Here is a 23,976-nt window from a genome sequence, read left to right as displayed (position 1 = left end):
GTACTGTTCGGCTCATGTCTGACTCCGCACTGCGTGATCACGGCGATCCCGGCGACGCCCCGTCGGTGCCGCCGCCGCTGGCCCCGATCAGCAATGCGACCCGCCCGTCGGCCGCCGAGGAAGCCCGTACCATCGCCGGGTCCACCAACACCGGGACGCTGGCCAGCCTGACCGCCGACGGCGATCCGTGGGCGTCCTTCGTCACCTTCGGTCTGCTCGAGGGCGCCCCGGTGCTGTGTGTGTCGAACATGGCCGAGCACGGCCGCAACCTGGCCGGTGACCAGCGCGCGAGTATCGCCATCGTGGCGCCCGAACAGCCGGACGACCCGCTGGCCTCCGGACGCATCACATTGGCCGGCGTGGTCACCCGGCCGACCGGTGCGGACCTCGAGACCGCCCGGCAGGCGCACCTGGATGCGGTGCCCGCCGCCAAGTACTACATCGACTACAGCGATTTCACCCTGTGGGTGCTGCAGGTGCAGCGGGTTCGCTGGGTCGGCGGCTACGGCCGGATGGATTCCACCTCGGGCGCCGACTACACGGCGGCCTCCCCCGATCCGGTGTCCCCGCACGCCGCCGGCGCGATCGCACACCTCAATGCCGACCACGCCGACGCGCTGACCGCGATGGCCCAGGCTCTCGGCGGCTTCCCGGACGCCACCGCCGCCACCTGCACCGGCGCCGACCGCTATGGCCTGGACCTGCGGGTGAGCACCCCGCGCGGCATCGCCTACACGCGGGCCGGTTATCTGGCACCCATCAACTCGATCGGCGAACTGCGTTCGGCCTCAGTGGAATTGACCCGACGGGCCCGCCAGGGCTGAACCGCCTGTCCGGTGTGCAATACGATCGCGGTATGCAACGTCCGGACAGCTGGCAGGCCGCCTTCGATCTGATTCGCACCCGCGCCCACGAACGTCGCCAGGAGCCGTTCAAGCTGGTCAGCGGGCAACTCAGCCACGATTACATCGACGGCAAGTACGCCATCGACAACGGTGAGCGGCTGACCACCGTCAGCCGGGCGGTCGCCGACCTGGCCGCCGCGGCGGGTATCGAGTTCGACGCCGTCGGCGGTCTGACCATGGGTGCCGACCCGCTGGCGCACGGTATCGCCATGGTGACCGGCTCGGCCTGGTTCTCGGTGCGTAAAGAGCAGAAGTCGCGCGGCCGCGAGCAGTGGATCGAGGGCACCCGGCTGTCCGCCGGTGACCGGGTCCTGCTGGTCGACGATGTGATCAGCACCGGCGGCTCCACGAAGAAGGCCTATGACCGGGTGCTCGACGTCGGTGTGACGGTCACCGGTGTCATCCCGATGGTCGACCGCGGCGATGTCGCCACCGAGTTGTTCGCCGGTCTGGGCGTGCCGTTCGTCGCGCTGGTCACCTACAAGGACCTCGGCATCGACCCCGTGAAGGCCGTCTAACTACCGCCCAAACGAACATTTGGGCCAGAAAGTGCGAGTGAAGTCCGCCCAAACGTCAACCTCGGCGAGTACTCACCCGGCGACGACGAGCACCCCGCCCGGCTCCAGCCCCACGGTCACCGGGTCGCCCGGTGCGAACGTCCGCGCCGCCGAACTGTTCATCTGGGCATAAAGCGCCGAACCGTCGGCCAACGCCACGTTGACCCGCGAGATCGCGCCCAGGAAGGCCACCGAGGCCACGGTGGCGTGCCCGGACCGATCGGCACGCACGGTCACCGACTCCGGTCGGACCATCGCCACCCCGGCCCCGTCGACCGACCCCGGCAGGGCGGGCGCCGAGGTGCCCAGCAACTCCGCCGTGCCGCCGGACACCCGGGCCGCCACCTTGTTGCTGAGCCCCACAAAATCCGCGACGAACGGGGTCGCCGGGTTCGCGTACAACTCGGTCGGTGCCGCCAACTGCTCCAACCGTCCGGCGTTCATCACCCCGACCCGGTCGGCGACGGCCAACGCCTCCTCCTGATCATGGGTGACGAACAGCGTCGTCGTCCCGACCTCCAGCTGCACCCGGCGGATCTCGTCCCGCAGCTGGGTGCGCACCTTGGCGTCCAGGGCCGAGAGCGGCTCGTCGAGCAGCAGCACCCGCGGCCGGATCGCCAACGCCCGGGCCAACGCCACCCGTTGCTGTTGGCCGCCGGAAAGCTCGGTCGCGTAGCGACCGGATTGGGCGGACAGCCCGACCAGATCCAACATCTCGGCGGCCCGCGTACCGCGTTCCTTGGCGCCGACCCCACGCATCTTCAACCCGAACGCGACATTGTCGAGCACCGTCAGATGGGGGAACAGGCTGTAGGCCTGGAACACCATGCCCATATCCCGCTTGTTCGCCGGCACCGTGCTCACGTCGTGGCCATCGACGAGCACCGACCCCGAGGTGGCCTCCTCCAGCCCGGCCAGGATGCGCATCGCGGTGGTCTTGCCGCAGCCCGACGGGCCCAGCAGCGCGACCAGCTCTCCCGGCTCGATGCGCAGGTTCAGTCCGTCCAGCGCGTGCACCGAACCGAAAGTGCGTGTCAGATCCTGTAATTCAACAGCTACGCTCACCTGCGTCGCCTCCGTCCGGTCAACACGGCCAGCCCCAACAGCAGCGCGAAGCCGAAGATCAGGGTGGCCAGCGAAGCCGCCACCGATGTCGGGCCGTCACTTCTGCCGAGTGCGACGATCTGCACCGGCAGCGTCTGGAATCCGGACAGCGAGGCGACGGTGTACTCGCCGAGGACAACGGCGATCGAGATGAAGGCCGCCGACAGGATGCCGGTGCCGATATTGGGGACGATGACCCGCACGATCGTCGACGTCCACCCCGCACCGAGCGAGCGCGCCGCCTCCGACAACGTCTTCAGGTCGATCGCCGACAGCGCGGAATCGATGGCGCGGTAGGCAAACGGCAGCACCAGCACGATGTAGACGAAGGTCAGTGTCAACGCGGATTCACCGAGCAGGTAGGTCACCCACAGGTACACATTGCGCAGCCCGACGACGACCACGAGTGCCGGAATCGTCAAGGGCAGCAGACACAGAAACTCCACCAGCCGGTTCGCCCACGGGGCCCGTAACCGCACCCAGATCATCGTCGGCACCAGCAGTGCCAGCATGGCCGACACCGTCAGCACCGCCAGTAGCAGCGAGGTCACGATCGCGGTCAACAGCGCATCGTCGGTGAACAGATTCGCCCAGGCGGCCATGGTGCGGCCACCGCCGAACGGGTCGCGGGTCGCGAAATCGGCCATCGCGTACAGCGGGAACAGGAAGAAGGCACCGAATGCCAGCCACAGCAAGGCACGGCTGAGACGTTTCATCGCATCCACCGCGCGGTGCGCCGCACCAGCAGGTTGTAGGCCACCATCACCACCGCGACGACGACGATCATCTCCAGCGCCAGGGCGTAGGCCAGCCCGGCCTGACCGAGCACCACTTCACTGGTCAGCGCGGCCCGGATCAGCAGCGGGACAATCGGACTGCCCTGGCTCACCAGCGCGGCCGCGGTGGCATACGCGGCAAAGGCGTTGGCGAACAACAGCAGAAACGATCCCAGGAAGGCCGGGGTCAGCAGTGGCACGGCGACTCCGCGCCAGTACTGCCAGGTGCTGGCCCCGAGGCTCACCGCGGCCTCGCGCCACTGCTGACGCAGCCCCTCCAACGCGGGCAGGAACACGATGACCATGAGCGGGATCTGGAAGTAGGTGTACACCAGGATCAGCCCCGGCAGGCTGTACAGCCAGCCGCCGGGGGCGATATCGATGCTCAGCAGATGCTGCAGCCACAGCGTCAGCACCCCGTTCATCCCGACGGTCGCCAGGAACGCGAATGCCAGTGCCACACCGCCGAACTGGGCCAGCACACTGCACAGCGCCAGTACCGCCCGACGCAGCAGGGACTGCGGTGGACTGCTCAGGATCAGCCAGGCCAGCACCGCACCCGCCGCGGCCCCGATCAACGCGCTGGCCGCCGACAACAGCACGCTGCGCCAGAGGGCATTCAGCGGTGCCTGGCTGAACAGCGCGCCGATCAGTTCCAGCGAGAAGTGCCCGTCGACGACAAACGCGTTGACGATGACGGTGCCGGTCGGGATGAGCAGGAAGATCGTGACCACTGCCAGGAACGGCAGCAGCGGCAGGGATTGCCGGAGATACCGCACGCTCAGCCGATGGCCTTGGCCCAGTTGGCTTCCAGATATTCGGTTGCTGCCTTGTTCTGGTCGACGGTGACGAAGGTGGCCGCCCCGTCGACCGGCGGCAGCGTGCCGTAGGTCTCCCGGTCGATGGTGCCGTGGGTGACCATCCAGTCCGCCCGCACCGGACGGGCGCCGCCGGCCAGGTAGAGGTTCTGGCCCTCATCGCTGTACAGGAACTCCTGCCACAGCCGCGCCGCCGCCGGGTGCGGGGCGTCGGAGTTGATGGCCTGGTAGTAGTACCCGGCCACCGCGGCGTTGGGCGGGATGACGACCTTCCAGCCCGGAACCTTCTTGGCCTGTTCGACATTCAGGTAATCCCAGTCGATCACCACCGGCGTCTGTCCGGAAGCGATGGTGGCCGGGGTCGGGTCGACGGGCAGGAAATTGCCTGCCTCGTTGAGCTTCTGGAAGAACTCGACCCCGGGGGCGATGTCGTCGGGTGACCCGCCCTGTGCGACGGCGACCATCATCACCCCGGAGAATGCCGCCCCGGCCTGGGTCGGGTCGCCGTTGAGCGTGACCTTGCCGGCGAACTCGGGCTTGAGCAGATCGTCGACGCCGGCGATGGTCGGCACCTTGGTGGAGTCGTACCCGATGGACATGTAGCCGCCGTAGTCGTTGACCCACAGACCCTCCGGCTCCTTGAAGGCATCCGAGATCTCGGCGAAGTGCTCGACCTTGTAGGGCGCGAACTTGTCGGTGTTGGCCAGCGCGACCGACTGGCCGAGGTCGAACACATCGGGTGCGGTGCTGCGACCCTTCTGCTGCTCGGCGGCGTTGATCTCCTCCTGGCTGCTGGCCGTGGGCTGCGCCGAATTGACCTTGATGCCGTACTTGTCGCCGAAGGTCTTGATGATCTCGCCGTAGTTGGCCCAGTCGTCGGGCAGCGCGATGACGTTGAGTTCGCCTTCGGCCTTGGCGGCCTCGATCAGGCCTTCCATGCCGCCGAAGTCGGCGGCCGAGGTGGCGGTGCGGGCGTCGACCCCACCCTCGCTGGCGGCCGGTTCGGAATCCTGCGGCGGCGCGCAGGCGACCAACCCGGTGGTCAGCAGTGCCACTGCGGCAAGCATCGAAATCTTCATGCGCGAACCTTCCGATGGACAGACGACCGGATCATGGCCGCACGGTGACATCCTCGTGAACGGGGTCCGACGCTACCGGTTCTACCATCAGAAGATGACCGATCCCGTCCGATTGTTCGCCGACGCACCCGTCGCCGCACTGTCCACCGCGGACGATTCCGCGGTGCCGCATCTGGTTCCGGTGGTGTTCGCCGTCGAAGGCGACACCATCTACACCGCCGTCGACGCGAAACGTAAGTCCACCCATCGGCTGCGGCGGCTGGCCAACATCGCGGTCAATCCCCGGGTCAGCCTACTGGTCGATCACTACACCGAGGACTGGTCGCAGCTGTGGTGGGTGCGCGCCGACGGCACCGCCGGCGTGCACCACGACGGTGAGCAGATGGCCATCGGCTATGGCCTGTTACGCGCCAAGTACACCCAGTACGAACGCACCGCGCTGGACGGCCCAGTGGTGGCGATCACCGTCCACCACTGGGCCTCCTGGCACGCCTGATCACAGCAGGCCGAGCAGCTCCAGATCGGTGACGTACTTGACGATGACCGCCGCGCTGACATGTGGGATGTCCTTGTCGGGCCCGATCTTGGCATCCTGCACCGCGGTACGGAACACGTCGGTCGGGGCCATCGCACCGTTCACCGGAAGGCCCGGGGCGGTGTAGTTGTGCAACAGCGGTAGCAGCGAGGCCTGCCGCTGACGATCCGGCAGGGCTCGCAGCGCGGTGCCGAACCGGTCGAACCACTGCTGGTAATCATCGATCCGCCCGATCGGGTAGCCGGCGTCGACCAGCCAGTCCACGAACTCGTCCAGTCCCAGGCCGTCATCGTGCGGGTTCATCACGTGGTAGGTCTCGAAACCATCGGTGACATTCGCACCGAGTGTCGAGATCGCCTCGGCGATGAACTCCACCGGCAGACCGTCATAGTGGCTGCGCTGCCGATCACCCTGGGCATCAAGCTGATTGAACGACTTCGGCGCGATTCCCGTGGCCACCAGGCTGAGCACCATCCGGGTGAACATGTCCGGCAGGTTCAGCTGCCCGGCATAGCTGGTGTCGGCGAGGATCATGTCGCAGCGGAACACCGACACCGGCAACCCGAACTGCTCATGCGCCTCACGCAGCAGCACCTCGCCGGCCCACTTGCTGGCGCCGTAACCGTTGGCGTAGCTGTCGTCGAGCACACGGGTGGCGCTGATCTCGCGGATATCGGCGTCCTCGACGAAGCGGCCCGGTTCGATACCCCAGCCGACGCCGATGGTCGACACGTAGACGAACGGCTTGATGCGTGTGGCCAGTGCGACACGCAGCAACTCGGCGGTGCCCAGCACGTTGGGGCCGAACAACTCGTTGTAGGGCAGCACATGGTTGACGAGCGCGGCCGGATCCACGATCAGGTCGACGGTATCGGCCAGCCGCTGCCAGGTCTGTTCGTCCAGGCCCAGGTTGTGGTCACCCTTGTCACCGGCCAGCACCTCCAGATGCTTGGCCGCCAGATCCCGGTAGTGCGCGGTCAGTTTCGCGTCTCCGGTGTCGAAGGTGGCGTCCAGCCGGGCGCGGGCCTGCGCATCGTCGCGCGCGCGCACCAACGCGATCACCTTGCCGTCGACCAGATCCATCCGCTCCAGCCATTCCAGTGCCAGATACCGGCCGAGGAAGCCGGTGGCACCGGTCAGCAGCACGGTCCGGACATTCGCCGCCGGCGCGGCCAGCTCGTGCGCCGCGGAAAGTGTTGCGGTGTCGATGAACTTGTCCAGCGTGAGGTCGGCGGCCCGGGCGACCGTGGCGCCCCGTCCGTGCACCGACCCAAAGGTTGGGCGCAGCCCGCCACCGGAGCGCTGCGCCTCGATGAACTCCGCGATCGAGGCGAGATCGGCGGCGGGGCTGACGATCGCGCTGACCGGCACCTCCACCCCGAAGATATCGGCCAGCAGGTTACCGAACGTCAACGCCGACAACGAGTCTCCACCGAGATCGGTGAAATGCACGTCGGGGGCGATATCGGCGCTGGCGGCGCCGAGCAGCGCCGAGGCGGCCCGGCCCACGGTCTCCAACACCAGGGCCTTCGCACCGTCGGCCCGCAGTGCCTGCAGCTCGTCGGCCTGACCATCGGCCAGATCGGTGTAGAGCTGCTCCAGCTCGGCACCGTAACGCTCTCTCAGCTTGGGCCAGGCCAACTTCCGGATACCGGTCAGCAGACCGTTCTCGACGCTGAAGGGTGTGGTCTCCACCAGGAAGTCCCGCGGCAGCTCGTAGCTCTGCAACCCCGCCGACTTCGCGGTGGCCTTCAGCGATTCGGCGAGCTCGGCCTTGGTGGCGGCCGGGTCGGTGGGCACCACCACAGCCAGCAGGTAGGGCCGGGCGCTGTTGCCGTAGATGTAGATCTGCCGGATCAGCGGCGCGGTGCTGAACGCCGCCTCCAGCTTGGACACCGTGACGAACTCGCCCTGCGACAGCTTGAGCACGTTGTTACGCCGGTCGATATAGACGACCTGATCGGGTCCGAGTTCGGCGACGATATCGCCAGTCTTGTAGAAGCCGTCCTCGTCGAACACGCTCGCGGTGACCTCGGGCCGCTTGTAGTACCCGGGGAACAGTTGCCCGGAGCGGACCAGCAGTTCGCCGCGCGGATGTGGCACATCGGTGCGGTGGTAACCCAATTCAGGGACATCGACCAGCTTGTATTCCAGCACCGGCGGCCGACTGATGCGACCGTCGACGAACACCGCACCGGCCTCGGTCGAGCCGTAGCCCTCCAGCAGATGCATGTCCAGCAGGCGTTCCACCCAGGCCTTGAGTTCCGGCGAGATGGGTGCCGAACCGGTCAGCGCGCTGATGTAGCGGCCACCGAGCAGATGGGTCCGCATGTCGTCGAGCACATCGAGTTCGCTTGCGCCATGGGCGATCCGACTCTGGTAATCCTGGAACAGCATGTCCCAGATGCGGGGCACGAAGTTGAGCTGGGTGGGCCGGGTCAGCGCCAGATCCTCCAGCAGGGTGGACAGATCGGCGCGGGCGGCGAAATTGACGGTGCCGCCGCTGGCCAGCGCGCTGTACAGGATGCCACGGCCCATCACGTGACTCATCGGCATGAAGCTCAGCACGATCGAGGGCACCCGGCCTGCGGTGTCGTCCCAGTGTGCGTGGGCGGCGGGCCGCCAGATATCGGCGACCTTGCCTTCGGGGTACATGGCACCCTTGGGCGCGCCGGTGCTGCCCGAGGTGTAGATCAGCAGTGACAGCGGATCATCCTCGCCCGCAGCGGGTTCGGTGAAGGCCACGCCCCTCCCCCGGCTGATCACCTCGTCGAGGGTCTGCACGTTGCACCCATCACCCAGCGCGGCCCGGGCGGCGGCGATCGCCTCGCGATGCTCATCGACCTCGTCATGCTGGTCGAACACCACCACGGTGGCGGCGGTCGATTCGCGGGCCAGTGCCACCGCATCGTCGAGGTAGTCGACGCCGACTGCGATCAGTACGGGTTCGGTCTCGGCGATGATCGGGGCCAGGGCGGTCACCGACGCGCTGGTCTGCAACGGTACCGAAACGGCGCCGAGCTGCGTCAGGGCGATGTCCACGACCGTGTAGTCGATGCTGGCGAAACCGAGGATGGCGACCCGGTCACCGGGTCGCACCGGGTTGTTCTGCCAGGCCGCCGCGACGGCGCCCACCCGATCCCACAGCGCGCCATGGGTGACGGTGTCGAAGTGGCCGAGCAGTTCGGCACGGGTGCGGCCGGTGCTCGCATCGGTGACGAACTCGATGGCCCGGCTGCCCAGCGCCGGACGGTCGGCATAACCGGTGAGCACGGTGCGCACGATCGCGGGCAACCGCAGCCCGGGTGCGTTGACGGCGTCGACGACGGTCGGGTCGGGTGCGGCCGCGGCGAACTCGGGATCGGTGGCGTACAGGTGGGCGAGACGCTGCTCGTCGCGAGTTTCGGAACACATGACAATTACCTCGGTTCTACTGACGACGTTTCAGATAGGCCGGGCGAGCGAAGCGACGGGAAATTACCCAGCGGACTGCATTGTCCGCACCGGCCATCCGATACAACGTTAGCAAAACTAAAGATATGCCCCACTGCCTGCGACCTGCCGATTTACTGTGAATCGCTGTCTCAGACGCGGTGTGACTGGGCTTCGAGCTGCTCCTCGTAGGCGCCCTCGTCGCGACCGAGCGCGATGGTGGCGGCCGTCATCGCGAGCACCGCCGCGGTCAGCACGACCGCCTCCCAGGTGTTGGCATTCAGGGTCTCGCCCAGGATGAACACCCCGAGCAGGACCGCGGCCATCGGCTCGACGACGACCATGGTCGGCACCGACATCTGCAGCGAGCCGGCATGGAACGACGACTGCTGCAGCAGCGTCGCCGTGACTCCGAGAAACACCAGTGCGTAGGGCACCGGGGTGGCCAGGACGTCGGCCACACTGCCCCGGTCGAGCATGAACATCAGAATCTTCGTCAGCACCGCGATCAGCCCGAACATCACCCCGACCGCGGCGGCCAACGGCACCGCGCGCTTCCAGCCGGTGCTGCGCACGGCGATGACGACGCAGCCGATCACCAGCACGGTGCAGACCGCGACGACGACGGCGATGGTCGGTGCGGGGGCCACCTGTTCGTTGGCCCGCGGATGCGCCAAGAAGATGAAGACCGCCAACGAGACGGTCAGCATCAGCGCCCACAGCCAGGCCCCGCGGGTGACCCGGCGGTGCGCCAGTCGGGCGCTCAGCGGTAGCGCGAACAGCAGCGCCGACACCAGCAGCGGCGCCACGACGATCAGCGAACCGTTGTCCAGCGCCAGCGCCTGGAACACGAAGCCGGCCACCGCCGAGGCGGTACCGGCCCACCACAGTGGCCGACGCAACAGTGTGGCGAACATGACGGTACTGACACCGTGTTCCTCGGGCACATCCATCGTCGCGCGCTGGCGCACCACGATGCCGATGGCGGCAAAAATGGCTGCGCACAACGCAAACACGACGACGAGCACCTGGTCGATCAACGGCGCGGCCCCCTCGTCACGCCACCACCCTAGGTGCTCAGTTGCGCCAGCGCCTCCGCCGTCTCGAGATCCTCGTAGGCCGCGCTGTAGCGCTGCGCCAGTGCCAACGCGATATCGGGCCGCTGCCACAGCTCACCCGCACTGGCGGTGGCCAGCCAGGTGGTCAGTCCGTGCGCGACCGACGCCCGGTAGCGCAGCCAGATCTCCTCGGCCGACGGCAGCTCATCGGCCGGGAGGCCCAGCGCAGCCCGGTACTCGGCCAGCAGGTCCCGCTCGGCCGCCCGACGGTCCGCGGTCACCAACGCACCCTGCAGGAAGTACCCGAGATCGACCGAGAAGTTGCCGCGCCGGGCCACCTGCCAGTCCAGGAATCCCAGGTCGCCGACCGGGGTCAGGTAGGTGTTGCCGATATGCGGGTCGCCGTGCAGCAGCGTCTGGGTGACACCGGGCGCCGTCAGCGTCCGGATGAACGGTTTCCAGATGCCCTCGACCAACTCGTCGATGGTCAGCGCGTGCACCGAGGCGGGGGCATCGGCGCCGAGCCGTTCCAGCGCGGCGGGCAGCGGGGCGTACTGCATGCCGTCCCAGGCCACGAACGGTTCCAGCCAGTCCAGCCCGGGCCGCTCGATGCGCGCACCCCAGAACGCGCCGTGCAACCGGCCCAGCCCCCGGACTCCAGCGGCCGCCTGATCGACGGTCAACGGACGGGTGGCGTCGCGGGGATCGGCAGCACGCGTGGTCAGGTCCTCCATGACCAGCAGGAAATCCTCGGCCGCCTCGTCGACGGGTGCGGCGTACACCCTTGGGTGCTCCAGCGGCAGGTCGACGCCTGCCTCGAGGACAGCGGTGAACAGCCGGGGCTCGTGCAGCAGCCCGCTGGTCAGCTTGATCAGATCGCGGTGCCCGGGGTCGACCGCCTTGGCGAAGACGGTCGCCGGCCCGGCCGGGCCGGGGGCGTAGCTCAGTTCCAGGCGGGCGCGACGGTTGGTGCCGTCGTCACGCATCGCGACCCGCACCCCGGCGACCACGGCACCCGGAAAGTCCCGCGCCAGCGCCGCGGTCATCCAGTCGGCGGTGACGTCCTCCCAGGACGCCGGGACCGACAGCGCGGCGGTCACGGAATGCAGGCTGGCATCGAGTCCCAACCGCGGACCGTCGAGGTCGGCGACAGCGCGGCATTGGCCAGATCCGGCGTCCACTCCGGGAATCGTTTGAGGATCTCCTCCAGCGCGATCCGGCCCTCCAGCCGGGCCAGCGCCGACCCCAGGCAGAAGTGTGTGCCGACACTGAAGGCCAGGTGTGGTCGCTGCACCCGGTGGATGTCGAAGACCTCGCCGTCGGGCGGGAACTGACGGCTGTCGCGGACGGCCGACCCGATCAGCATCATCATCGAGGCACCCTCGGGCACGGTCTGGCCGTAGAACTCGACATCGCGGGTGACGTAGCGGGCCACATGCGGGGCAGGCGGCTCGAAGCGCAGTAGTTCCTCGATGGCCCGCGGGATCAGCGCCGGGTTCTCGACGAGCTGGCGGCGCTGGTCGGGATGTTCGGCGAGCACCTTGGCCGCCCATCCGATCAGTCGGGTCGTGGTCTCGTTCCCGGCGCCCGCGACGACGTTGATGTAGATCAGCAGTTCCTCACGGGTGAGCTTGCGGTGCACCCCGTGCTCATCGGTGAACTCGACGTTGAGCAGGTCGGTCATGATGTCGTCGGACGGATTGTCCTTACGCCAGTCGATATAGGTCTCGAAGATCGAACCGTCGATCAGGCCTTCCTTGGCGGCCTTCATCGGTTGGCCGGCCTCGGTGCGCATCTGGTCGTTGCCGTGGTCGCGGATCATCTCCTGGTCGTCCTCGGGAATGCCCAGCAGCGCGCTGATCACCTGCATCGGCATGATGGCGCCGAAGTCGGTGATGAAGTCGATCTTGCCGCTGCCCACCAGCGGGTCCAGCGCGTCGGCGCAGTACTGGCGGATCTTGGGTTCCAGCGCGGCGATCTTGCGCGGGGTGAACATCCGGGCCAGCAGCTTGCGGTGCGTGGTGTGGATCGGCGGATCCTCGAAAATCAGGGCACCCGAGGGGATCTCGATGTTCGCCTTGATCAGCTCGATGATGGCGCCACGGGCAGAGCTGAAGGTCTGGTGGTCGATGAGCGCCTTGTTGACATCGGCGAAGCGGCTCAGCGCGTAGAAGTCGAACTGTTCGTTGTAGTACAGCGGCGCGTGCTCCCGCAGCCGGGCGAACGTCGGGTACGGGTCAGCGTTGATCTCGACGTTGTAGGGGTCGAAGTAGACGTCGCCGACGGCGGTGCCGTCAATCTGTCCTGCGCTTGCGTCGACGGTCACTGGATCACACCTCTCCGGGGCTGTTACTTACTCGCGTAAGTTACGCGTGTCACAGCCCTCTGGGCAAGCTCGGGATGATCTAGGTCGAGGCGCGCTGGATCAGGTGCGCGACGTTCGCGCTGCTGGGTTCCTGCCCGCTGGGATAACCCAGCTCGGACATCATCGCCGCCGCCGAGACCTCGACGATGGTCTTGGCATCAAAGCCCACCGAGGTCAGCGGCGGTGCGCTGACCGTGCCCAGCGGGATCGCGTCGACGCCCATCACCGCCAGGTCCTGGGGGCAGCGCAACCCGGCCTCGCGGATACCGTGCAACACGATCAGCGCCGTCTCGTCACTCTGTGCGCAGACCGCCGTCACCCCGTCGGCCACCCATCCCCGCACCACCTCGGCCGCATCACTGCCGTCGGCGGCGACCCCGGCGGTGACGATCTCGGGCAGGTCGGCGGCGGCGACCCGCAGTCCGGCCAACCAGTAGTCGCCCAGCGGTCTCATCGCGGCGGCCTCGGCGTAGGCGAATGCCAGTCTGCGGTGCCCCCGCGAGACCAGGTGGCCCACCCGCATCTCGCCGACGCTCAGGTGCAGCGCCCCCATCGCGTGCAGCTGTGCGCTGCCCAGGTGGATCTGTGGAATACCGGCTGCCGCAACGGCATCCAGCGCGGCCCCACTGAGCGGGAACACACTGGTGACCGCGATCGGGTTCAGGTCGGCGACGGCGTCGACGACGTTGCGGCCGTCGTCGGTCTCGAACTGCAGTGACAGCACGATGCCGTGGCGGCCCAGCTCGGTGGTCAACCTGCTGCCGACCTCCAGCAGCAACTCGCCCAGCGAGAATCGCGGCACCACGTAGAGCACCACCCCGCTGCCACCGCGGGCCAGGTTGCGGGCGGCCAGGTTGGGCCGGTACCCGAGTTCGCGGGCGGCGGCGTGCACGGCGGCGCGGGTCTGCGCCGAGATGGTCTGCCCCTTGACGTTGTTCAGCACATAGCTGACGGTCGCCGAGGAGACGTTGGCAAGCCGCGCGACGTCTGCTTTCGTTGCTCGTCCGCCGCGCGCGTTCATCCCGACATCATGGCAGGCTTTGTTGTTTTCCCGTCGCTTCGCTCGCCCCGCCCGGGACCGTCAGGTGGCCGCCAACGGTTTGCCTGCCGATTCGCGCAGCGTCAGCACCGTCCCCAGCGACAGCACCGCGGCGATCGCCAGATAGAACGCGGCGGCGCGGGGGTTGCCGGTCTGCGCGGTCAGCCAGGTGACCGCGTACGGGGTGGTGCCGCCGAAGACGGCGACGCAGATGTTGTAACCGACGGCGAAACCGCTGTAGCGCACCCGGGTGGCGAACAGTTCGACACCCGCGGTCACCGCGGTGGAGATGTAGATCGATTCGATGGCCGCCAGCAGGCAGTGCGCCAGGATGGCCGCCGCCAGCGATCCCGAGGTCAGCAGCAGGAACAACGGGTAGCTGAGCACCGCGAAGGCCACCGCCCCGGCGATCAGCATGGGCCGCCGGCCGATCCGGTCCGACAGCGCCGCGAACGGCAGGGTCAGCACCAGGGCCACCAGGCTGGCCAGCGTGATGGACAGAAATGATGCGGTCTTGGAGAACTCCAGGGTCTTGATCAGGTAGGTCGGCAGGAAGGTGAAGACGACGTAGTAGCCGACGTTGAAGATCAGGAACAACCCGATGACCTGCACGATAGGCTGCCAGGAGGTGGTGATCGCCTCGCGCAGTGGACGCTGCGCGACATCGTCGGTGCGGCTGAGTGCGGTGAACTCCGGGGTGTCGTCGAGGCGCAACCGGATGTAGAGACCCACCAGCCCCAGCGGCGCTGCCAGCAGGAACGGGATGCGCCAGCCGTAGCTGTCCATCGCCTCGGCGGACAGCCCCGCCTGCAGCACGGTGACCGTGATCGAGCCGAGCAGAAAGCCCAGCACCCCCGACCACACCATGAAGGTGACCACGAACCCGCGCCGATTGTCAGGGGCGTACTCGGCCAGGTACACCGCACCGCCGCCGTACTCGCCACCAGCCGAGAAGCCCTGCAGGCAGCGCAGGATCAGCAGCAACAGCGGGGCTGCCACCCCGATCGCCGTATAAGTGGGTAACAGGCCGATCAGCAGCGTCGCCGCCGACATCAGCAGGATCACCAGGGCCAGCACCTTCTGCCGGCCGATCCGGTCGCCGAGCGGACCGAAGACGAAACCGCCCAGCGGGCGCATGAAGAAGGCCGCGGCGAAGATCGCGAAGGTGTTCAGCAGGGCCGCGGTGTCATCACCCGACGGGAAGAAGTTCGCGGCGATGTAGGTGGCCAGGAATCCGTAGATGGCGAAGTCGAACCACTCCACGGCATTACCGATGGACGCACCGACGACGGCTTTGCGGACAGCGGCGGGCGCGGCGGCTTCGGGGCGAGCGAAGCGACGGGAAGATGGCTCAGCGTCGGGCATGACGACCTACGTTAGTGAATCAGCCAGCGGGATAACGGCTTTGAGCAACACGCTTAACGGCGAATCACCCCCGTCATCGGACGGGGGTGATTCGATTTGACCTGTTATTCGGCGGGCTTGGCCGGCTGCTGCTCGTCGGTGGCCGGATCGCCGTCCTTCTTGTCGACCACGCGGGTCTTGTAGAGGCTGGCGACGGTGGTGATGACCAGGGTGACGATGATGACGCCCAGGCTGGCCAGCGTCGGAATGGTCGGCACGTGCACCGGCTCACCACCGTTGATGAACGGCAGCTCGTTCTCGTGCAGCGCGTGCAGCACCAGCTTCACACCGATGAAGCCGAGGATGAATGACAGCCCTTGGGACAGGTAGACCAGCCGCTTGAGCAGGTCACCGAGCAGGAAGTACAGCTGGCGCAGACCCATCAGGGCGAACACGTTGGCGGTGAACACCAGGTAGGGCTCCTGGGTCAGCCCGTAGATGGCCGGGATGGAGTCCAGTGCGAACAGCAGGTCGGTGGTGCCCAGCGCGACGATCACCAGGAACATCGGCGTCATGACCCGTTTGGAGCCCTCTTTGACGGTGAGCTTCAGGCCGTGCCACCTGTCGGTGGTGTTCAGGTAGTTGCGGGCGAACCGGACGACACCGTTCTCACCGTCGTCGTCGTGGTCGGTGTCCTTGGCCAGCTTCCAGGCGGTGTAGATGAGGAAGGCACCGAAGATGTAGAACACCCAGGAGAACTGCTCGATGGCCACCGCGCCGAGCGCGATGAAGATGCCACGGAAGATCAGCGCCAGGATGATGCCGACCAGCAGCGCCTGCTGCTGGTAGATCCGCGGCACCTTGAAGCTGGCCATGATGATCAAGAAGATGAACAGGTTGTCCACCGACAGGCTGTACTCGGTGAGCCAGCCTGCGAAGAATTCGACACCGTACTGGCTGCCGTGGAAAGTCCAGGTCCAGATGCCGAAGGCGATGGCGAGACTGACGTAGAAGGTCAGTGCTATCGAGGTTTCCTTCGTGGAAGGCTCATGCGGCCTTCTGCCGAACACCAGCACATCCACCAGCAGGATGCCCAGGGTGACGGCGAGGGTGATGCCCCACTCGAGTGTGGACACGTTCATAGATACAGAGCCTCCGGTCGTCGTTCAAACGGCCGAGGTCTCTTCCGCCTGCGCAACACGAGCGCGGACCCGCGGCACCGGTTATCCGACATTGGACAACGTGATGACGACACCGCAGCGCAGGAGTACTCCCCTCGTAGCCGATTCTGTCAGACGTTCCCATCCTGAGCTAATCGAACCCTGTCTGGCTAGCCCTCGTCGGCGGTTGTTGTGGTGTCGAACGGGTCCAGGATGAACGGATTGTCATCGTCGAGAGTCGGCTCGGTCGTCGCGGTCGACTCGTCCTCGGTGGTGGCGTCCTCGGAAGTGGTCGTGGTGGTCTCCGTCGTGGTGGTCTCCGTCGTGGTGGTCTCCGTCGTGGTCGCGGTCTCCGACGTGGTGGTCGTGGTGGTCTCCGACGACGACGTGGTGGTGGTCGTGGTGGTGGACGACCTGATGGTCCGCGAGGTGGTGGTCGTCGACGTCGACGATGACGGGTAGTTGGTGTAGTACTGCGGACCCTGGGACGGGTCGACGGCATTCTGCGAGGTCTCCAACACCGCGTAGATGAGCACGCCGATCACCAGCACACCGGCCACACCGGCGGTGACGACGGCCCAGGACTCCTCGTACCACGGTGTCGTGGTGTCAGTCGGAGTGTCGTCGTCTGCCACAGCCGCTGATGGTAACGGCGTTTCAGCCGGTCACCACCGAATCCCCCCGGACTGTGACCGGCACCGGCGTCAGCGGCTTGCGGGCCGGGCCGCCGACGACGGCGCCGTCGAGGGCGAACGTGCTGCCGTGACAGGGGCAGATGACCTCTGCTCCGTCAACCTTGGACACTGCACAACCGGCATGCGGACACACCGCGGAGAATCCCTTGATCTGGCCGGGTTGGGCCTGGGTCAACACGATGCCGTCGACCACCAGCGCCGAGCCGAGCGGCACCTCGGTCGTCTTGGCCAGAGTTGCCGGTTCACCCGGGGAATCCGGCGCCGGTGCCGCGGCGGGTTCGGCACCGTTGCCGGCACATCCCGCGCCGACACCCATCACGACAGCGGCACCCGCGAGTGCCTGCCTGCGTCCGATCTCCATGTCGATCTCCATATCTGAAGAGGAGACGCGGCCATTCTTCGCCGTGCAGGCGGCGCCGTGGTGCGCTTTGGCCGGAAACTCAGCGCCGGAAGACTCAGCGCCGAAAGACTCAGCGGCGAAAGACCACGAGCCGCAGCGCGGTGTACATGTAGACCGCCTCGCAGCACCCCGCCAGCAGTCGGGCCAGGTGGTATTGCAGGCCGGCGGCGGCCAGCGAGGTCGGCAGCGCGACGATGAACGCCGCGTAGTTGATCGCGACGACCACGATGTAGAGGGTCAGCTGCGGCCCGACGGTGGCGTGCGATCGGAAGTTCAGCGTCCGGTTCAGGTAGTAGGCCAGCGCGAAGGCGCACACGTAGCCGAGGGTCAGCGCGATCGGCAGCGCCACCCCGAAGCCGCTGTGCAGCACGGTCAGCAGCGCCATATCGATGCTGAAGGTGAAGCCCGCGATCAGTGCGAAGCCCAGAAAGGTGGGCGCCACAAGGGAACTCAGCCCGAACGGCAGCCGGGCGACGACATTCTCACAGAATCGGTGAAAGCGTTCGATGACGCCGTTCGCCGATCCCACCGTCACGCCCACACTGTGCCATCGGCAGGTGAAGGCTTCGTTATCTGCCGGCTAACGGATGGAAAGTGTTGTACCCGTCTCCTGTTCGGCGAACTGCACGACCCGTGCCGCGATGTCGTAGTCACAGGCGACCGCCGATCGACCGATCAGCACCGGCCCCCCACGCAGGCCGAAGCGCCCGTCGACGCCGACATAACTGCCCGGCGGTATCGGTTCGGTGATGCAGTACAGCGTGGTCGCCGCACCGGCGGCCGGATCATTGGCCACCACGCCGGCCACCAGCTTCACCCCGCGTAACACCACCCCCATCAACGGGGTGTCCGAGGCCTGCGGCAGGTTCGAGTCGACCCAACCCGGATGGGTGAGCTGGCTGATCACCGGCGAACCCGCGGCCCGCAGCCTGCGGTCCAGTTCCAGACCCCACAGCATGACCGCCAACTTGGAGGCCGCGTAAGCGCCCATGACGGTCCACTTGTGGGTGCGCAGGTGCATATCGGACAGCCGCAAGCTGGCCGATTCGTGGGCCTGGGAGCCGACATTGATGATCTGTGAACGCACCCGGTCCAACAGCAGGTTCGTCAACGCGAAGGGGCCGAGCAGGTTGGTGGCGATGGTCGCCTCGAAACCGTCGGTGGTATCGGTGCGCTCCTGGGTGAGGGTCCCGGCATTGTTGATCAGGATGTCCACGGTGTCGATCCCGGCGGCGTCGAGGCGGCCAGGGAAGCCACGCACCGAGGACAGGTCGGCCAGATCCAGCGCCACCACCGAGGTGTGCCCACCGATCTCGCGCGCCCGCTGCGCGCCGAGCTCGGTGTTACGCACCGCCATCACGACATGCGCGCCGGCACCGGCCAGCGCACCGGCGGTGGCCAGTCCCACACCGTTGGTCGCGCCGGTGACGATCACGCTCCTGCCGGTCATGTCTCCGAGTCGGGCCGGGTTCCATGGCGTTGCCTTTGCTCCCATAGCCCCAGGCTAGCGCCACCGCCGGAACATATTTCGGCCGTACCGCGACCGCCCGAACTGGTACCGTTCGCAAATGCGGTGGGGGTGGCACCAAGGCGGCGATCACTATGAGTGGTTGACCGCGTTTTTGGCCGCGCGCGATATGCAGATCGCCACGTCCCGCGTGGTCGCCGCGATCATCGCCAGCCTGGGCACGGTGTCGGTGGTCGTGACGGCGGCGTCCTTCGACCACCAGCACCCGTACCGGCTGGCGCTGGCGGCGGTGCTGTTCGTGTTGTGCGCCGCGATGGTGGTCATCTGGTCACGTTCGGACTGGCCGACGCGGCGCCAATCCCAGCTGTGCCTGGTCCTGGGCACGGCGTTGATCGCCGCGACCAGTTCGACCGATCCCGATCCGGTGCTCGGTCTGCTGGGATCGGCGGCCTTCACCGTGACGACCGGATATGCGGTGCTGTTCCACTCCCGGAACTGGCTTGTCGCCATCTGGTTGGTGCAGGTGCTGACGCTGGCGGTGCTGGCATGGCGGCTGGTGGCCATCAGCTACACCCTGGCTCTGGCCAGCGTGGTGTTCGTGGCGTTGATCAACTGTTTCATGGCCCTGGCGTGCGAACTGGTGTTGCGCCTCATCGGATCCGAGAAACCGCACGGCGAGATCGAACCGCTGACGGGGTTGCTCAACCGCGCGACGTTCTACGACAGCGTGGCCACCCTGATCGGATCACGTAGCCGCTATGACGACCGCTTCCTGATCCTCATCGTGGTGAACCTGGACAGCTTCTCGTTGCTGACCGCGATGTCCGGTAAGACGGGCGGTAACCGGGCCCGGGTGGCGATCGGACAGCGACTGCGCGAGACCGTGCGCGGCGACGCGGTGATCGGACATCAGGGCGACGCCGAGTATCTGGTGGCCGATGTGTTCACCACTCCGGACCCGACCCCGCTGGCCGAGCGCATCCTGGGCACCATCAAGTCGGCGCCGTTCCAGCTGACGGCCAGCCTCGGTGTGGTGAGCACACCACTCAAACCGTTGACCGAACACGCATCCCACGACGTGCTCGACGAGTTGCTGACGATCGCCACCGGCACCATGTACGAGGCGCGCAAGGCCGGCGGCAATCAGTTCCGGCTGTTGCTGTCACCCGCGTTGGCGACCACCGAGGGGGACGACCCCGACGAGCGTTCGGCCTGACGGTTATTCGACCCAGGCCCGGGAGCCGTCCCAGCCGCCGCAGATGCCGTTGACACAGCCACTGCCGAAACCGCCCTGGATCGGGTTCCAGCCGCCGCAGCCGTGCCAGTTGGGTCCGCTGCTGCAACCGCCGTTCGCTCCGCCGTGACCGGTGATGCCCGGCGAGGCCAGCGCGGTCGGTGCCGGCGCGATCAGCACCACGGCGGCAGCACAGGCGATGACCAGTGCTCGGACGGATTTCAGCAGGGTGGACATGGCGGTGGCTTTCTCTAGGGCAGCGGGTCGGCGATGGTGATCTGGATGGGGAACGGCACCGGACCGTCCTGCAGGAGTGCGACGGTCGGGATCGCGATGGCCGTCAGCGCGGCCATCGACACGACGACCGATTGCACCAATCGCCTTGTTGTTAGCATATCTAGATAATCCTCCTGGGCGCCGCTCGTTGCAAGGGATTTGTGAGTGAGAACACCCCGGCCGGTATGCGCTCCATCGACGACAACACCGGACCCGCACCGAGGCTTCCCGTCGTCGGCGCGGCCCGGTTAGCCTCTGTCCGTGCCGTTCTGGAGAAAGACCGTCAAACAGGGGTCGACGCATGCCAGCGTGCCCACCGACCGACCCGAGCGGTACGGCAAGCAGTTGGTTCACCACATGGGCCGGCGGTACGGCGGTGAGTGGTCGGCCGAGCAGGGTGCGGGCTGGATCAAGCTCGGCGCCGACGGTCGCGCCTCGGTGACCGCCGCGGACGGCAGCCTCGAACTCGACATCACCGGACCGGTGGGGCAGTTGTCACAGCTGGAACAGGTGGTCGGCAGCCATCTGGAGCGGTTCGGCGACCGCGACGAACTGCGTGTCGCCTGGACCCGGGCGAGCTGATTCAGGCGACCAGCAGCCGGCTGCGGAACAGGTCCAGCACCTGATCCAGGGCGGCGCGGGTCGGCTGGCCGGGCTCGTCGATCAGATGCTCGGTCAGCACCGAGTGCGGGGTCAGCAGAGCGTCCGGATTGGCGTCGGCCTCCGAGAGCTCCACCGCGACGAAGGCATCGCCGAGTTGTTCACGCAGGAAGTCGAACCGCTCGGCCGGAACCAGTTTGTCGGAATCAAACCGCAACCCGAGCACCGTCAACCCGCGGGCACAGCGGCCCTTGACGATCTCCAGATCCGCAGGCGAGATGTCGATCGAGCGCTTCTGCGCCGCCGTCAGCGGCACCGGCATCGACGGCTGGGACAGCACCGGCGCCAGCAGCACATCGTCGGCGGCCATCGCCAACGCGTAACCGCCGGTGAAGCACATACCGACGGCACCCACTCCGGGACCGCCGCAGCGTTCGTGCTCGGCCCGCGCCAACGCCCGCAGCCACCCGATCACCGGCGAGGTCCGACCGGTCGCCAACACCACGAATTCCTTGCTGACACAGGCCGGAACCATCGAGGTGGCCATGTTGCGAAGGGCGACCGGGTAGTTCGGGTACGGCTCGCGGCCGGGCACCCCGAACAGATGCGGTAGCACCGCGGTGCAGCCGGTATCGCTGACCTTGCGGGCGAAGTCGAGCACCTTGGGGGTGATGCCGGGGATCTCGGCGATCACGATGACGGCGGGACCGCTGCCCTTACGGAAGACCGCGCGGGTCTTGCCATCGTGGGTGAACTCGGTGTGTTCGAAATCTGAAAGGTCGTCATCCGACACGGCAGTGCTCCTCGACTGGCCCGGTGATCAGCATCATCGGCCACAGTAGGGTCGTCGCCCCGAATGCCGCTACATCTGCGCCCGCGGGCAGCTGTGTCCGAACCTGCTTCTCCAACGTGCGCACATCATCGGGGTGCGCGATGGTGAACACCAGCCCGATCACGATGTAGGGCAGTGCGAGCCACATCAGGATCTCGATCATCGCCTCGACCTTGACCGGTGCGCTCAGGATCGTCGTCAACCGCGACACGTCAGATCCCGCAGAAGCTGTAGAGCAGCAGCAGCGGCCAGGCCAGCACGGAACCGACCACCGGGCCGGGATGTGTGGCGGCCCAGAGCAATCCGACGCCGAGGTACGGAATCCCCAGGAGCACCGCCAACCCGATCCACTCCGCGACTCGCATCTCGTAGCCCATGATCCTGCGCGCCGTGTCCAGCATGGTCACATCTGCGAACCTAACCGCAGCGCGCGGCTCAGGTGTAGGGATCGATGATCTCGGTCGGCACCGGTGCGGCGGTGACGTCGGCCCGGCGGCGCAACCGCTGCGCGTCGTGCACCATCAGTGCCACGTGCAGCGAGGTGCGGGACTCACCGTCGTCGAGTTCCACACCGAGCGTCTTCTCGATCGCGGCCAGCCGTTTGTACAGCGCGGGTCGGCTCATGTGCAGCGTCTGTGCGACGGCAGCCTTGTTCCCGGCTGATCGCAGATACTCCTGCAGCACTGCGATATTCGCGGAATCACCGGCCAGCATCGCCTTGAGCTCGCTCTCCGCGAAGGCCTGCACCCGATGGTCGGAGCGCAGCAGCGCGATCAGCCCGCGCAGCCGGACATCAGCCGCACGGTAGAAGGCGCAGGTCTGGTCGGCCATGGCCGCCGCCACCTCGGCGATATGTGCCGCTTCGCCCAGTCCGTGCACCGCGTCGATGACCCGGCTCACCGGCTGGCCCACCGCCAGCACGGCATCCGACACTCCTTCGACGCGACGGATCTCGCGGCGCAGTTCGGTACCGAGTGCGCTCAACGCGGCATCGTCGGGCCGGGTCACGCTCAGTGACAGCACCAGCCCGATCTCACCGTCGCGTCGTACCGAGAACAGTCCGCTGTGCCCGGAGCTGTTCACCGTGTGTGTGACGGTGTCCAGCAACGATATGTTGTGTCGTTGTCCGGCAACTGGATCCGCGTCCGCCGGTCGGTCTATGCGGACGGCGGCCGGCAGATAGCGCGCCGACGACCGCAACCCGAGCGCATGCGCCCGGGCGGCAACCTCACCCTCGTCGGTGATCCGGCTGCGCAGCACATCGTCGATCAGCCCGGCCTGTGCCTGATGCTGCAGACCGGAGCGGTCGCGTTCGATCATCCGGTGCAGGGCCAGTGCCACCCCGGCACGCTCCAGCACCATCTGGGTCCGCGACGCGTCAGTGGTGGTGCACGGGACGATGAGCCGACCCCACTCCTGGGTGCGCGGACCGACGGCCGTCATCGTCCAGTGTTCGGTGCCGGCGGTGCGCCGGGAGCGACGTTCCCAGTCCCGCAGCAGTTCGGTGGTCTGCCCGCGTCCGGACACCGCCAGCACCCGGTGCGACAGGTCCTCCAACACCACGGGTTCGTCGAGCATGGCGGCAGCGGCATCGACGATGCCGCCGACAGAGGCCCGTTTCATGGACAGGTCTGTGAACGTCTCGTGCACCCGGCGGTCGAACTCCACCCGGTCGAACTGGTCGGTGACGATCAGCCGGTGCACGGCCTCGGTGACCTCGACGAAGCGCACCTCGCGGTACAGCGCCACCAGGGCCAGGTCGAACTGCTCGGCGTAGCGGCCGGTGCCGTCCGGCAGCTCCGCCCCGCCGAGTTCGACGACGACACCCAGCACCCCGGCGGCTGCCATGCCCTGCAGATAACGGCGTGGGTCGGCGCGCAGTGCGGCGCCGGTGGTGAGCACCAGTTCGCCGCCGGTCACCAGTGCAGACAGGTCGGCGATATCGCTGACGTGCACCCAGCGGATCGCCTCGTCGAAGCGGCGGGCGCTCAGCACCTCGGGCTCACCGCGCCGCAGCACCGGCAGGTCGAGCACATCGGCGATGGTGAGCTTCATTTACACACTGTAAGCATGACCGCGATATCTGAGACATTTTGTCTCCACTGCCGGTCTTGAAGGGCCGCATGCTGAGAGTCGACTCCGACAGAAAGCGAGCGCATCGCAATGCAGGCCACCATTCAGCACTGGCTCAACGGCACCTTCTTCGAGGGTTCGTCTGGTTCGACGGCGCCGGTGACCAACCCGGCCTCCGGGCAGGTGACCGGTCAGGTCGCCCTGGCCTCGATCGACGATGCCCAAG

26 protein-coding genes are annotated in these 23,976 nt (G+C 67.2%); 5 read left to right on the top strand and 21 right to left on the bottom strand.

Annotated features, from left to right (window positions below; translation table 11 throughout):
• The first annotated feature begins 14 nt into the window (after nucleotides 1–14).
• Nucleotides 15–824, top strand: coding sequence for a HugZ family pyridoxamine 5'-phosphate oxidase (locus ACLBYA_RS30645; protein WP_447713243.1), 810 nt, complete (start codon nucleotides 15–17; stop codon nucleotides 822–824).
• 32 nt (nucleotides 825–856) lie between these two features.
• Nucleotides 857–1,423, top strand: a complete 567-nt coding sequence (locus tag ACLBYA_RS30640; RefSeq protein WP_447713242.1) for an orotate phosphoribosyltransferase — start codon at nucleotides 857–859, stop codon at nucleotides 1,421–1,423.
• Between the two features lie 72 nt (nucleotides 1,424–1,495).
• On the opposite strand, the gene ACLBYA_RS30635 is transcribed toward ACLBYA_RS30640, so the two are convergent.
• The 4 genes from ACLBYA_RS30635 to ACLBYA_RS30620 are packed head-to-tail and all read right to left on the bottom strand — an operon-like array spanning nucleotide 1,496 to nucleotide 5,239.
• A complete protein-coding gene (locus tag ACLBYA_RS30635) occupies nucleotides 1,496–2,527 on the bottom strand; it encodes an ABC transporter ATP-binding protein (RefSeq protein ID WP_447713241.1) in 1,032 nt (343 codons plus the stop codon).
• The gene (locus ACLBYA_RS30630) at nucleotides 2,524–3,282 is read right to left on the bottom strand and encodes an ABC transporter permease (RefSeq protein WP_447713240.1); all 759 of its coding nucleotides are present in this window, start codon (nucleotides 3,280–3,282) and stop codon (nucleotides 2,524–2,526) included. Before ACLBYA_RS30630 ends, ACLBYA_RS30635 begins: the two co-directional genes overlap by 4 nt.
• Nucleotides 3,279–4,121, bottom strand: a complete 843-nt coding sequence (locus tag ACLBYA_RS30625; RefSeq protein ID WP_447713239.1) for an ABC transporter permease — start codon at nucleotides 4,119–4,121, stop codon at nucleotides 3,279–3,281. Before ACLBYA_RS30625 ends, ACLBYA_RS30630 begins: the two co-directional genes overlap by 4 nt.
• Nucleotides 4,122–4,123: 2 nt before the next feature.
• On the bottom strand, nucleotides 4,124–5,239 hold the full coding sequence (locus ACLBYA_RS30620; RefSeq protein ID WP_447713238.1) for an ABC transporter substrate-binding protein: 1,116 nt from the start codon (nucleotides 5,237–5,239) through the stop codon (nucleotides 4,124–4,126).
• Between the two features lie 94 nt (nucleotides 5,240–5,333).
• Here ACLBYA_RS30620 and ACLBYA_RS30615 point away from each other — a divergent pair, with 94 nt between their 5' ends.
• Nucleotides 5,334–5,735, top strand: a complete 402-nt coding sequence (locus ACLBYA_RS30615) for a TIGR03668 family PPOX class F420-dependent oxidoreductase (protein ID WP_447713237.1) — start codon at nucleotides 5,334–5,336, stop codon at nucleotides 5,733–5,735.
• Here the strand turns inward: ACLBYA_RS30615 and car are convergent, their stop codons facing one another.
• The 11 genes from car to ACLBYA_RS30560 form a co-directional block, all read right to left on the bottom strand.
• Nucleotides 5,736–9,188, bottom strand: a complete 3,453-nt coding sequence (car, locus tag ACLBYA_RS30610; protein WP_447713236.1) for a carboxylic acid reductase — start codon at nucleotides 9,186–9,188, stop codon at nucleotides 5,736–5,738. It abuts the gene before it with no gap.
• Nucleotides 9,189–9,358: 170 nt separating this feature from the next.
• Nucleotides 9,359–10,246, bottom strand: coding sequence for a DMT family transporter (locus ACLBYA_RS30605; RefSeq protein ID WP_447713235.1), 888 nt, complete (start codon nucleotides 10,244–10,246; stop codon nucleotides 9,359–9,361).
• 29 nt (nucleotides 10,247–10,275) lie between these two features.
• Nucleotides 10,276–11,310 (bottom strand): phosphotransferase family protein, encoded by a 1,035-nt coding sequence (locus ACLBYA_RS30600; protein ID WP_447713268.1) that lies wholly within the window; start codon nucleotides 11,308–11,310, stop codon nucleotides 10,276–10,278.
• Nucleotides 11,311–11,360: 50 nt separating this feature from the next.
• Nucleotides 11,361–12,590 (bottom strand): cytochrome P450, encoded by a 1,230-nt coding sequence (locus ACLBYA_RS30595; RefSeq protein ID WP_447713234.1) that lies wholly within the window; start codon nucleotides 12,588–12,590, stop codon nucleotides 11,361–11,363.
• A 79-nt stretch (nucleotides 12,591–12,669) separates the two neighbouring features.
• Nucleotides 12,670–13,650, bottom strand: a complete 981-nt coding sequence (locus ACLBYA_RS30590) for a LacI family DNA-binding transcriptional regulator (RefSeq protein ID WP_447713233.1) — start codon at nucleotides 13,648–13,650, stop codon at nucleotides 12,670–12,672.
• Between the two features lie 60 nt (nucleotides 13,651–13,710).
• Nucleotides 13,711–15,033, bottom strand: coding sequence for an MFS transporter (locus tag ACLBYA_RS30585; RefSeq protein WP_447713232.1), 1,323 nt, complete (start codon nucleotides 15,031–15,033; stop codon nucleotides 13,711–13,713).
• 104 nt (nucleotides 15,034–15,137) lie between these two features.
• Nucleotides 15,138–16,154, bottom strand: a complete 1,017-nt coding sequence (locus ACLBYA_RS30580) for a TerC family protein (RefSeq protein WP_447713231.1) — start codon at nucleotides 16,152–16,154, stop codon at nucleotides 15,138–15,140.
• A gap of 188 nt (nucleotides 16,155–16,342) precedes the next feature.
• Complete coding sequence (locus tag ACLBYA_RS30575) at nucleotides 16,343–16,807, bottom strand: hypothetical protein (protein WP_447713230.1); 465 nt, start codon at nucleotides 16,805–16,807, stop codon at nucleotides 16,343–16,345.
• A 22-nt stretch (nucleotides 16,808–16,829) separates the two neighbouring features.
• On the bottom strand, nucleotides 16,830–17,240 hold the full coding sequence (locus ACLBYA_RS30570; protein ID WP_447713229.1) for a Rieske (2Fe-2S) protein: 411 nt from the start codon (nucleotides 17,238–17,240) through the stop codon (nucleotides 16,830–16,832).
• 97 nt (nucleotides 17,241–17,337) lie between these two features.
• Nucleotides 17,338–17,802: a GtrA family protein gene (locus tag ACLBYA_RS30565; protein WP_447713228.1), complete on the bottom strand. Its 465-nt coding sequence runs from the start codon at nucleotides 17,800–17,802 to the stop codon at nucleotides 17,338–17,340.
• Nucleotides 17,803–17,847: 45 nt separating this feature from the next.
• Complete coding sequence (locus ACLBYA_RS30560; protein WP_447713227.1) at nucleotides 17,848–18,762, bottom strand: SDR family NAD(P)-dependent oxidoreductase; 915 nt, start codon at nucleotides 18,760–18,762, stop codon at nucleotides 17,848–17,850.
• A 115-nt stretch (nucleotides 18,763–18,877) separates the two neighbouring features.
• Between ACLBYA_RS30560 and ACLBYA_RS30555 the strand changes: the two genes are divergently transcribed.
• Nucleotides 18,878–19,951 carry a diguanylate cyclase gene (locus ACLBYA_RS30555; protein WP_447713226.1) on the top strand — a complete coding sequence of 358 codons (1,074 nt, stop codon included), beginning with the start codon at nucleotides 18,878–18,880 and terminating at the stop codon, nucleotides 19,949–19,951.
• Between the two features lie 3 nt (nucleotides 19,952–19,954).
• Here ACLBYA_RS30555 and ACLBYA_RS30550 read toward each other — a convergent pair whose 3' ends face one another.
• Both ACLBYA_RS30550 and ACLBYA_RS30545 read right to left on the bottom strand, forming a co-directional pair.
• Entirely contained in the window at nucleotides 19,955–20,206 is a 252-nt protein-coding gene (locus ACLBYA_RS30550) for a hypothetical protein (protein WP_447713225.1), read from the bottom strand.
• A gap of 14 nt (nucleotides 20,207–20,220) precedes the next feature.
• The gene (locus ACLBYA_RS30545) at nucleotides 20,221–20,343 is read right to left on the bottom strand and encodes a hypothetical protein (RefSeq protein ID WP_447713224.1); all 123 of its coding nucleotides are present in this window, start codon (nucleotides 20,341–20,343) and stop codon (nucleotides 20,221–20,223) included.
• Nucleotides 20,344–20,506: 163 nt separating this feature from the next.
• On the opposite strand from ACLBYA_RS30545, the gene ACLBYA_RS30540 reads away from it, so the two are divergent.
• Entirely contained in the window at nucleotides 20,507–20,827 is a 321-nt protein-coding gene (locus tag ACLBYA_RS30540) for a DUF2218 domain-containing protein (protein WP_447713223.1), read from the top strand.
• Between the two features lies 1 nt (nucleotide 20,828).
• On the opposite strand, the gene ACLBYA_RS30535 is transcribed toward ACLBYA_RS30540, so the two are convergent.
• Genes ACLBYA_RS30535 through ACLBYA_RS30520 form a run of 4 tightly spaced genes read right to left on the bottom strand, consistent with a single transcriptional unit; the run spans nucleotide 20,829 to nucleotide 23,732 of the window.
• Nucleotides 20,829–21,638, bottom strand: coding sequence for a dienelactone hydrolase family protein (locus tag ACLBYA_RS30535; RefSeq protein WP_447713222.1), 810 nt, complete (start codon nucleotides 21,636–21,638; stop codon nucleotides 20,829–20,831).
• Nucleotides 21,628–21,888, bottom strand: coding sequence for a hypothetical protein (locus ACLBYA_RS30530; protein WP_447713221.1), 261 nt, complete (start codon nucleotides 21,886–21,888; stop codon nucleotides 21,628–21,630). The genes ACLBYA_RS30535 and ACLBYA_RS30530 overlap by 11 nt, the downstream gene beginning before the upstream one ends.
• A 1-nt stretch (nucleotide 21,889) precedes the next feature.
• Complete coding sequence (locus tag ACLBYA_RS30525) at nucleotides 21,890–22,084, bottom strand: hypothetical protein (protein ID WP_447713220.1); 195 nt, start codon at nucleotides 22,082–22,084, stop codon at nucleotides 21,890–21,892.
• A gap of 28 nt (nucleotides 22,085–22,112) precedes the next feature.
• Complete coding sequence (locus ACLBYA_RS30520; protein WP_447713219.1) at nucleotides 22,113–23,732, bottom strand: PucR family transcriptional regulator; 1,620 nt, start codon at nucleotides 23,730–23,732, stop codon at nucleotides 22,113–22,115.
• Nucleotides 23,733–23,976 lie beyond the last annotated feature (244 nt).

This window comes from Mycobacterium sp. C31M (assembly GCF_053345865.1).
This window is presented reverse-complemented; position numbering and strand designations above follow the sequence as displayed.

Bases quoted from the DNA above. Each gene is read 5' to 3' on its own strand.
- ACLBYA_RS30645 (WP_447713243.1), top strand. From the start codon at position 15: ATGTCTGACTCCGCACTGCGTGATCACGGCGATCCCGGCGACGCCCCG.
- ACLBYA_RS30640 (WP_447713242.1), top strand. From the start codon at position 857: ATGCAACGTCCGGACAGCTGGCAGGCCGCCTTCGATCTGATTCGCACC.
- ACLBYA_RS30630 (WP_447713240.1), bottom strand. From the start codon at position 3,282: ATGAAACGTCTCAGCCGTGCCTTGCTGTGGCTGGCATTCGGTGCCTTC.
- ACLBYA_RS30620 (WP_447713238.1), bottom strand. From the start codon at position 5,239: ATGAAGATTTCGATGCTTGCCGCAGTGGCACTGCTGACCACCGGGTTG.
- ACLBYA_RS30615 (WP_447713237.1), top strand. From the start codon at position 5,334: ATGACCGATCCCGTCCGATTGTTCGCCGACGCACCCGTCGCCGCACTG.
- car (WP_447713236.1), bottom strand. From the start codon at position 9,188: ATGTGTTCCGAAACTCGCGACGAGCAGCGTCTCGCCCACCTGTACGCC.
- ACLBYA_RS30600 (WP_447713268.1), bottom strand. From the start codon at position 11,310: ATGACCGCGGCGCTGGCGCGGGACTTTCCGGGTGCCGTGGTCGCCGGG.
- ACLBYA_RS30590 (WP_447713233.1), bottom strand. From the start codon at position 13,650: ATGAACGCGCGCGGCGGACGAGCAACGAAAGCAGACGTCGCGCGGCTT.
- ACLBYA_RS30585 (WP_447713232.1), bottom strand. From the start codon at position 15,033: ATGCCCGACGCTGAGCCATCTTCCCGTCGCTTCGCTCGCCCCGAAGCC.
- ACLBYA_RS30580 (WP_447713231.1), bottom strand. From the start codon at position 16,154: ATGAACGTGTCCACACTCGAGTGGGGCATCACCCTCGCCGTCACCCTG.
- ACLBYA_RS30570 (WP_447713229.1), bottom strand. From the start codon at position 17,240: ATGGAGATCGACATGGAGATCGGACGCAGGCAGGCACTCGCGGGTGCC.
- ACLBYA_RS30560 (WP_447713227.1), bottom strand. From the start codon at position 18,762: ATGGGAGCAAAGGCAACGCCATGGAACCCGGCCCGACTCGGAGACATG.
- ACLBYA_RS30550 (WP_447713225.1), bottom strand. From the start codon at position 20,206: ATGTCCACCCTGCTGAAATCCGTCCGAGCACTGGTCATCGCCTGTGCT.
- ACLBYA_RS30520 (WP_447713219.1), bottom strand. From the start codon at position 23,732: ATGAAGCTCACCATCGCCGATGTGCTCGACCTGCCGGTGCTGCGGCGC.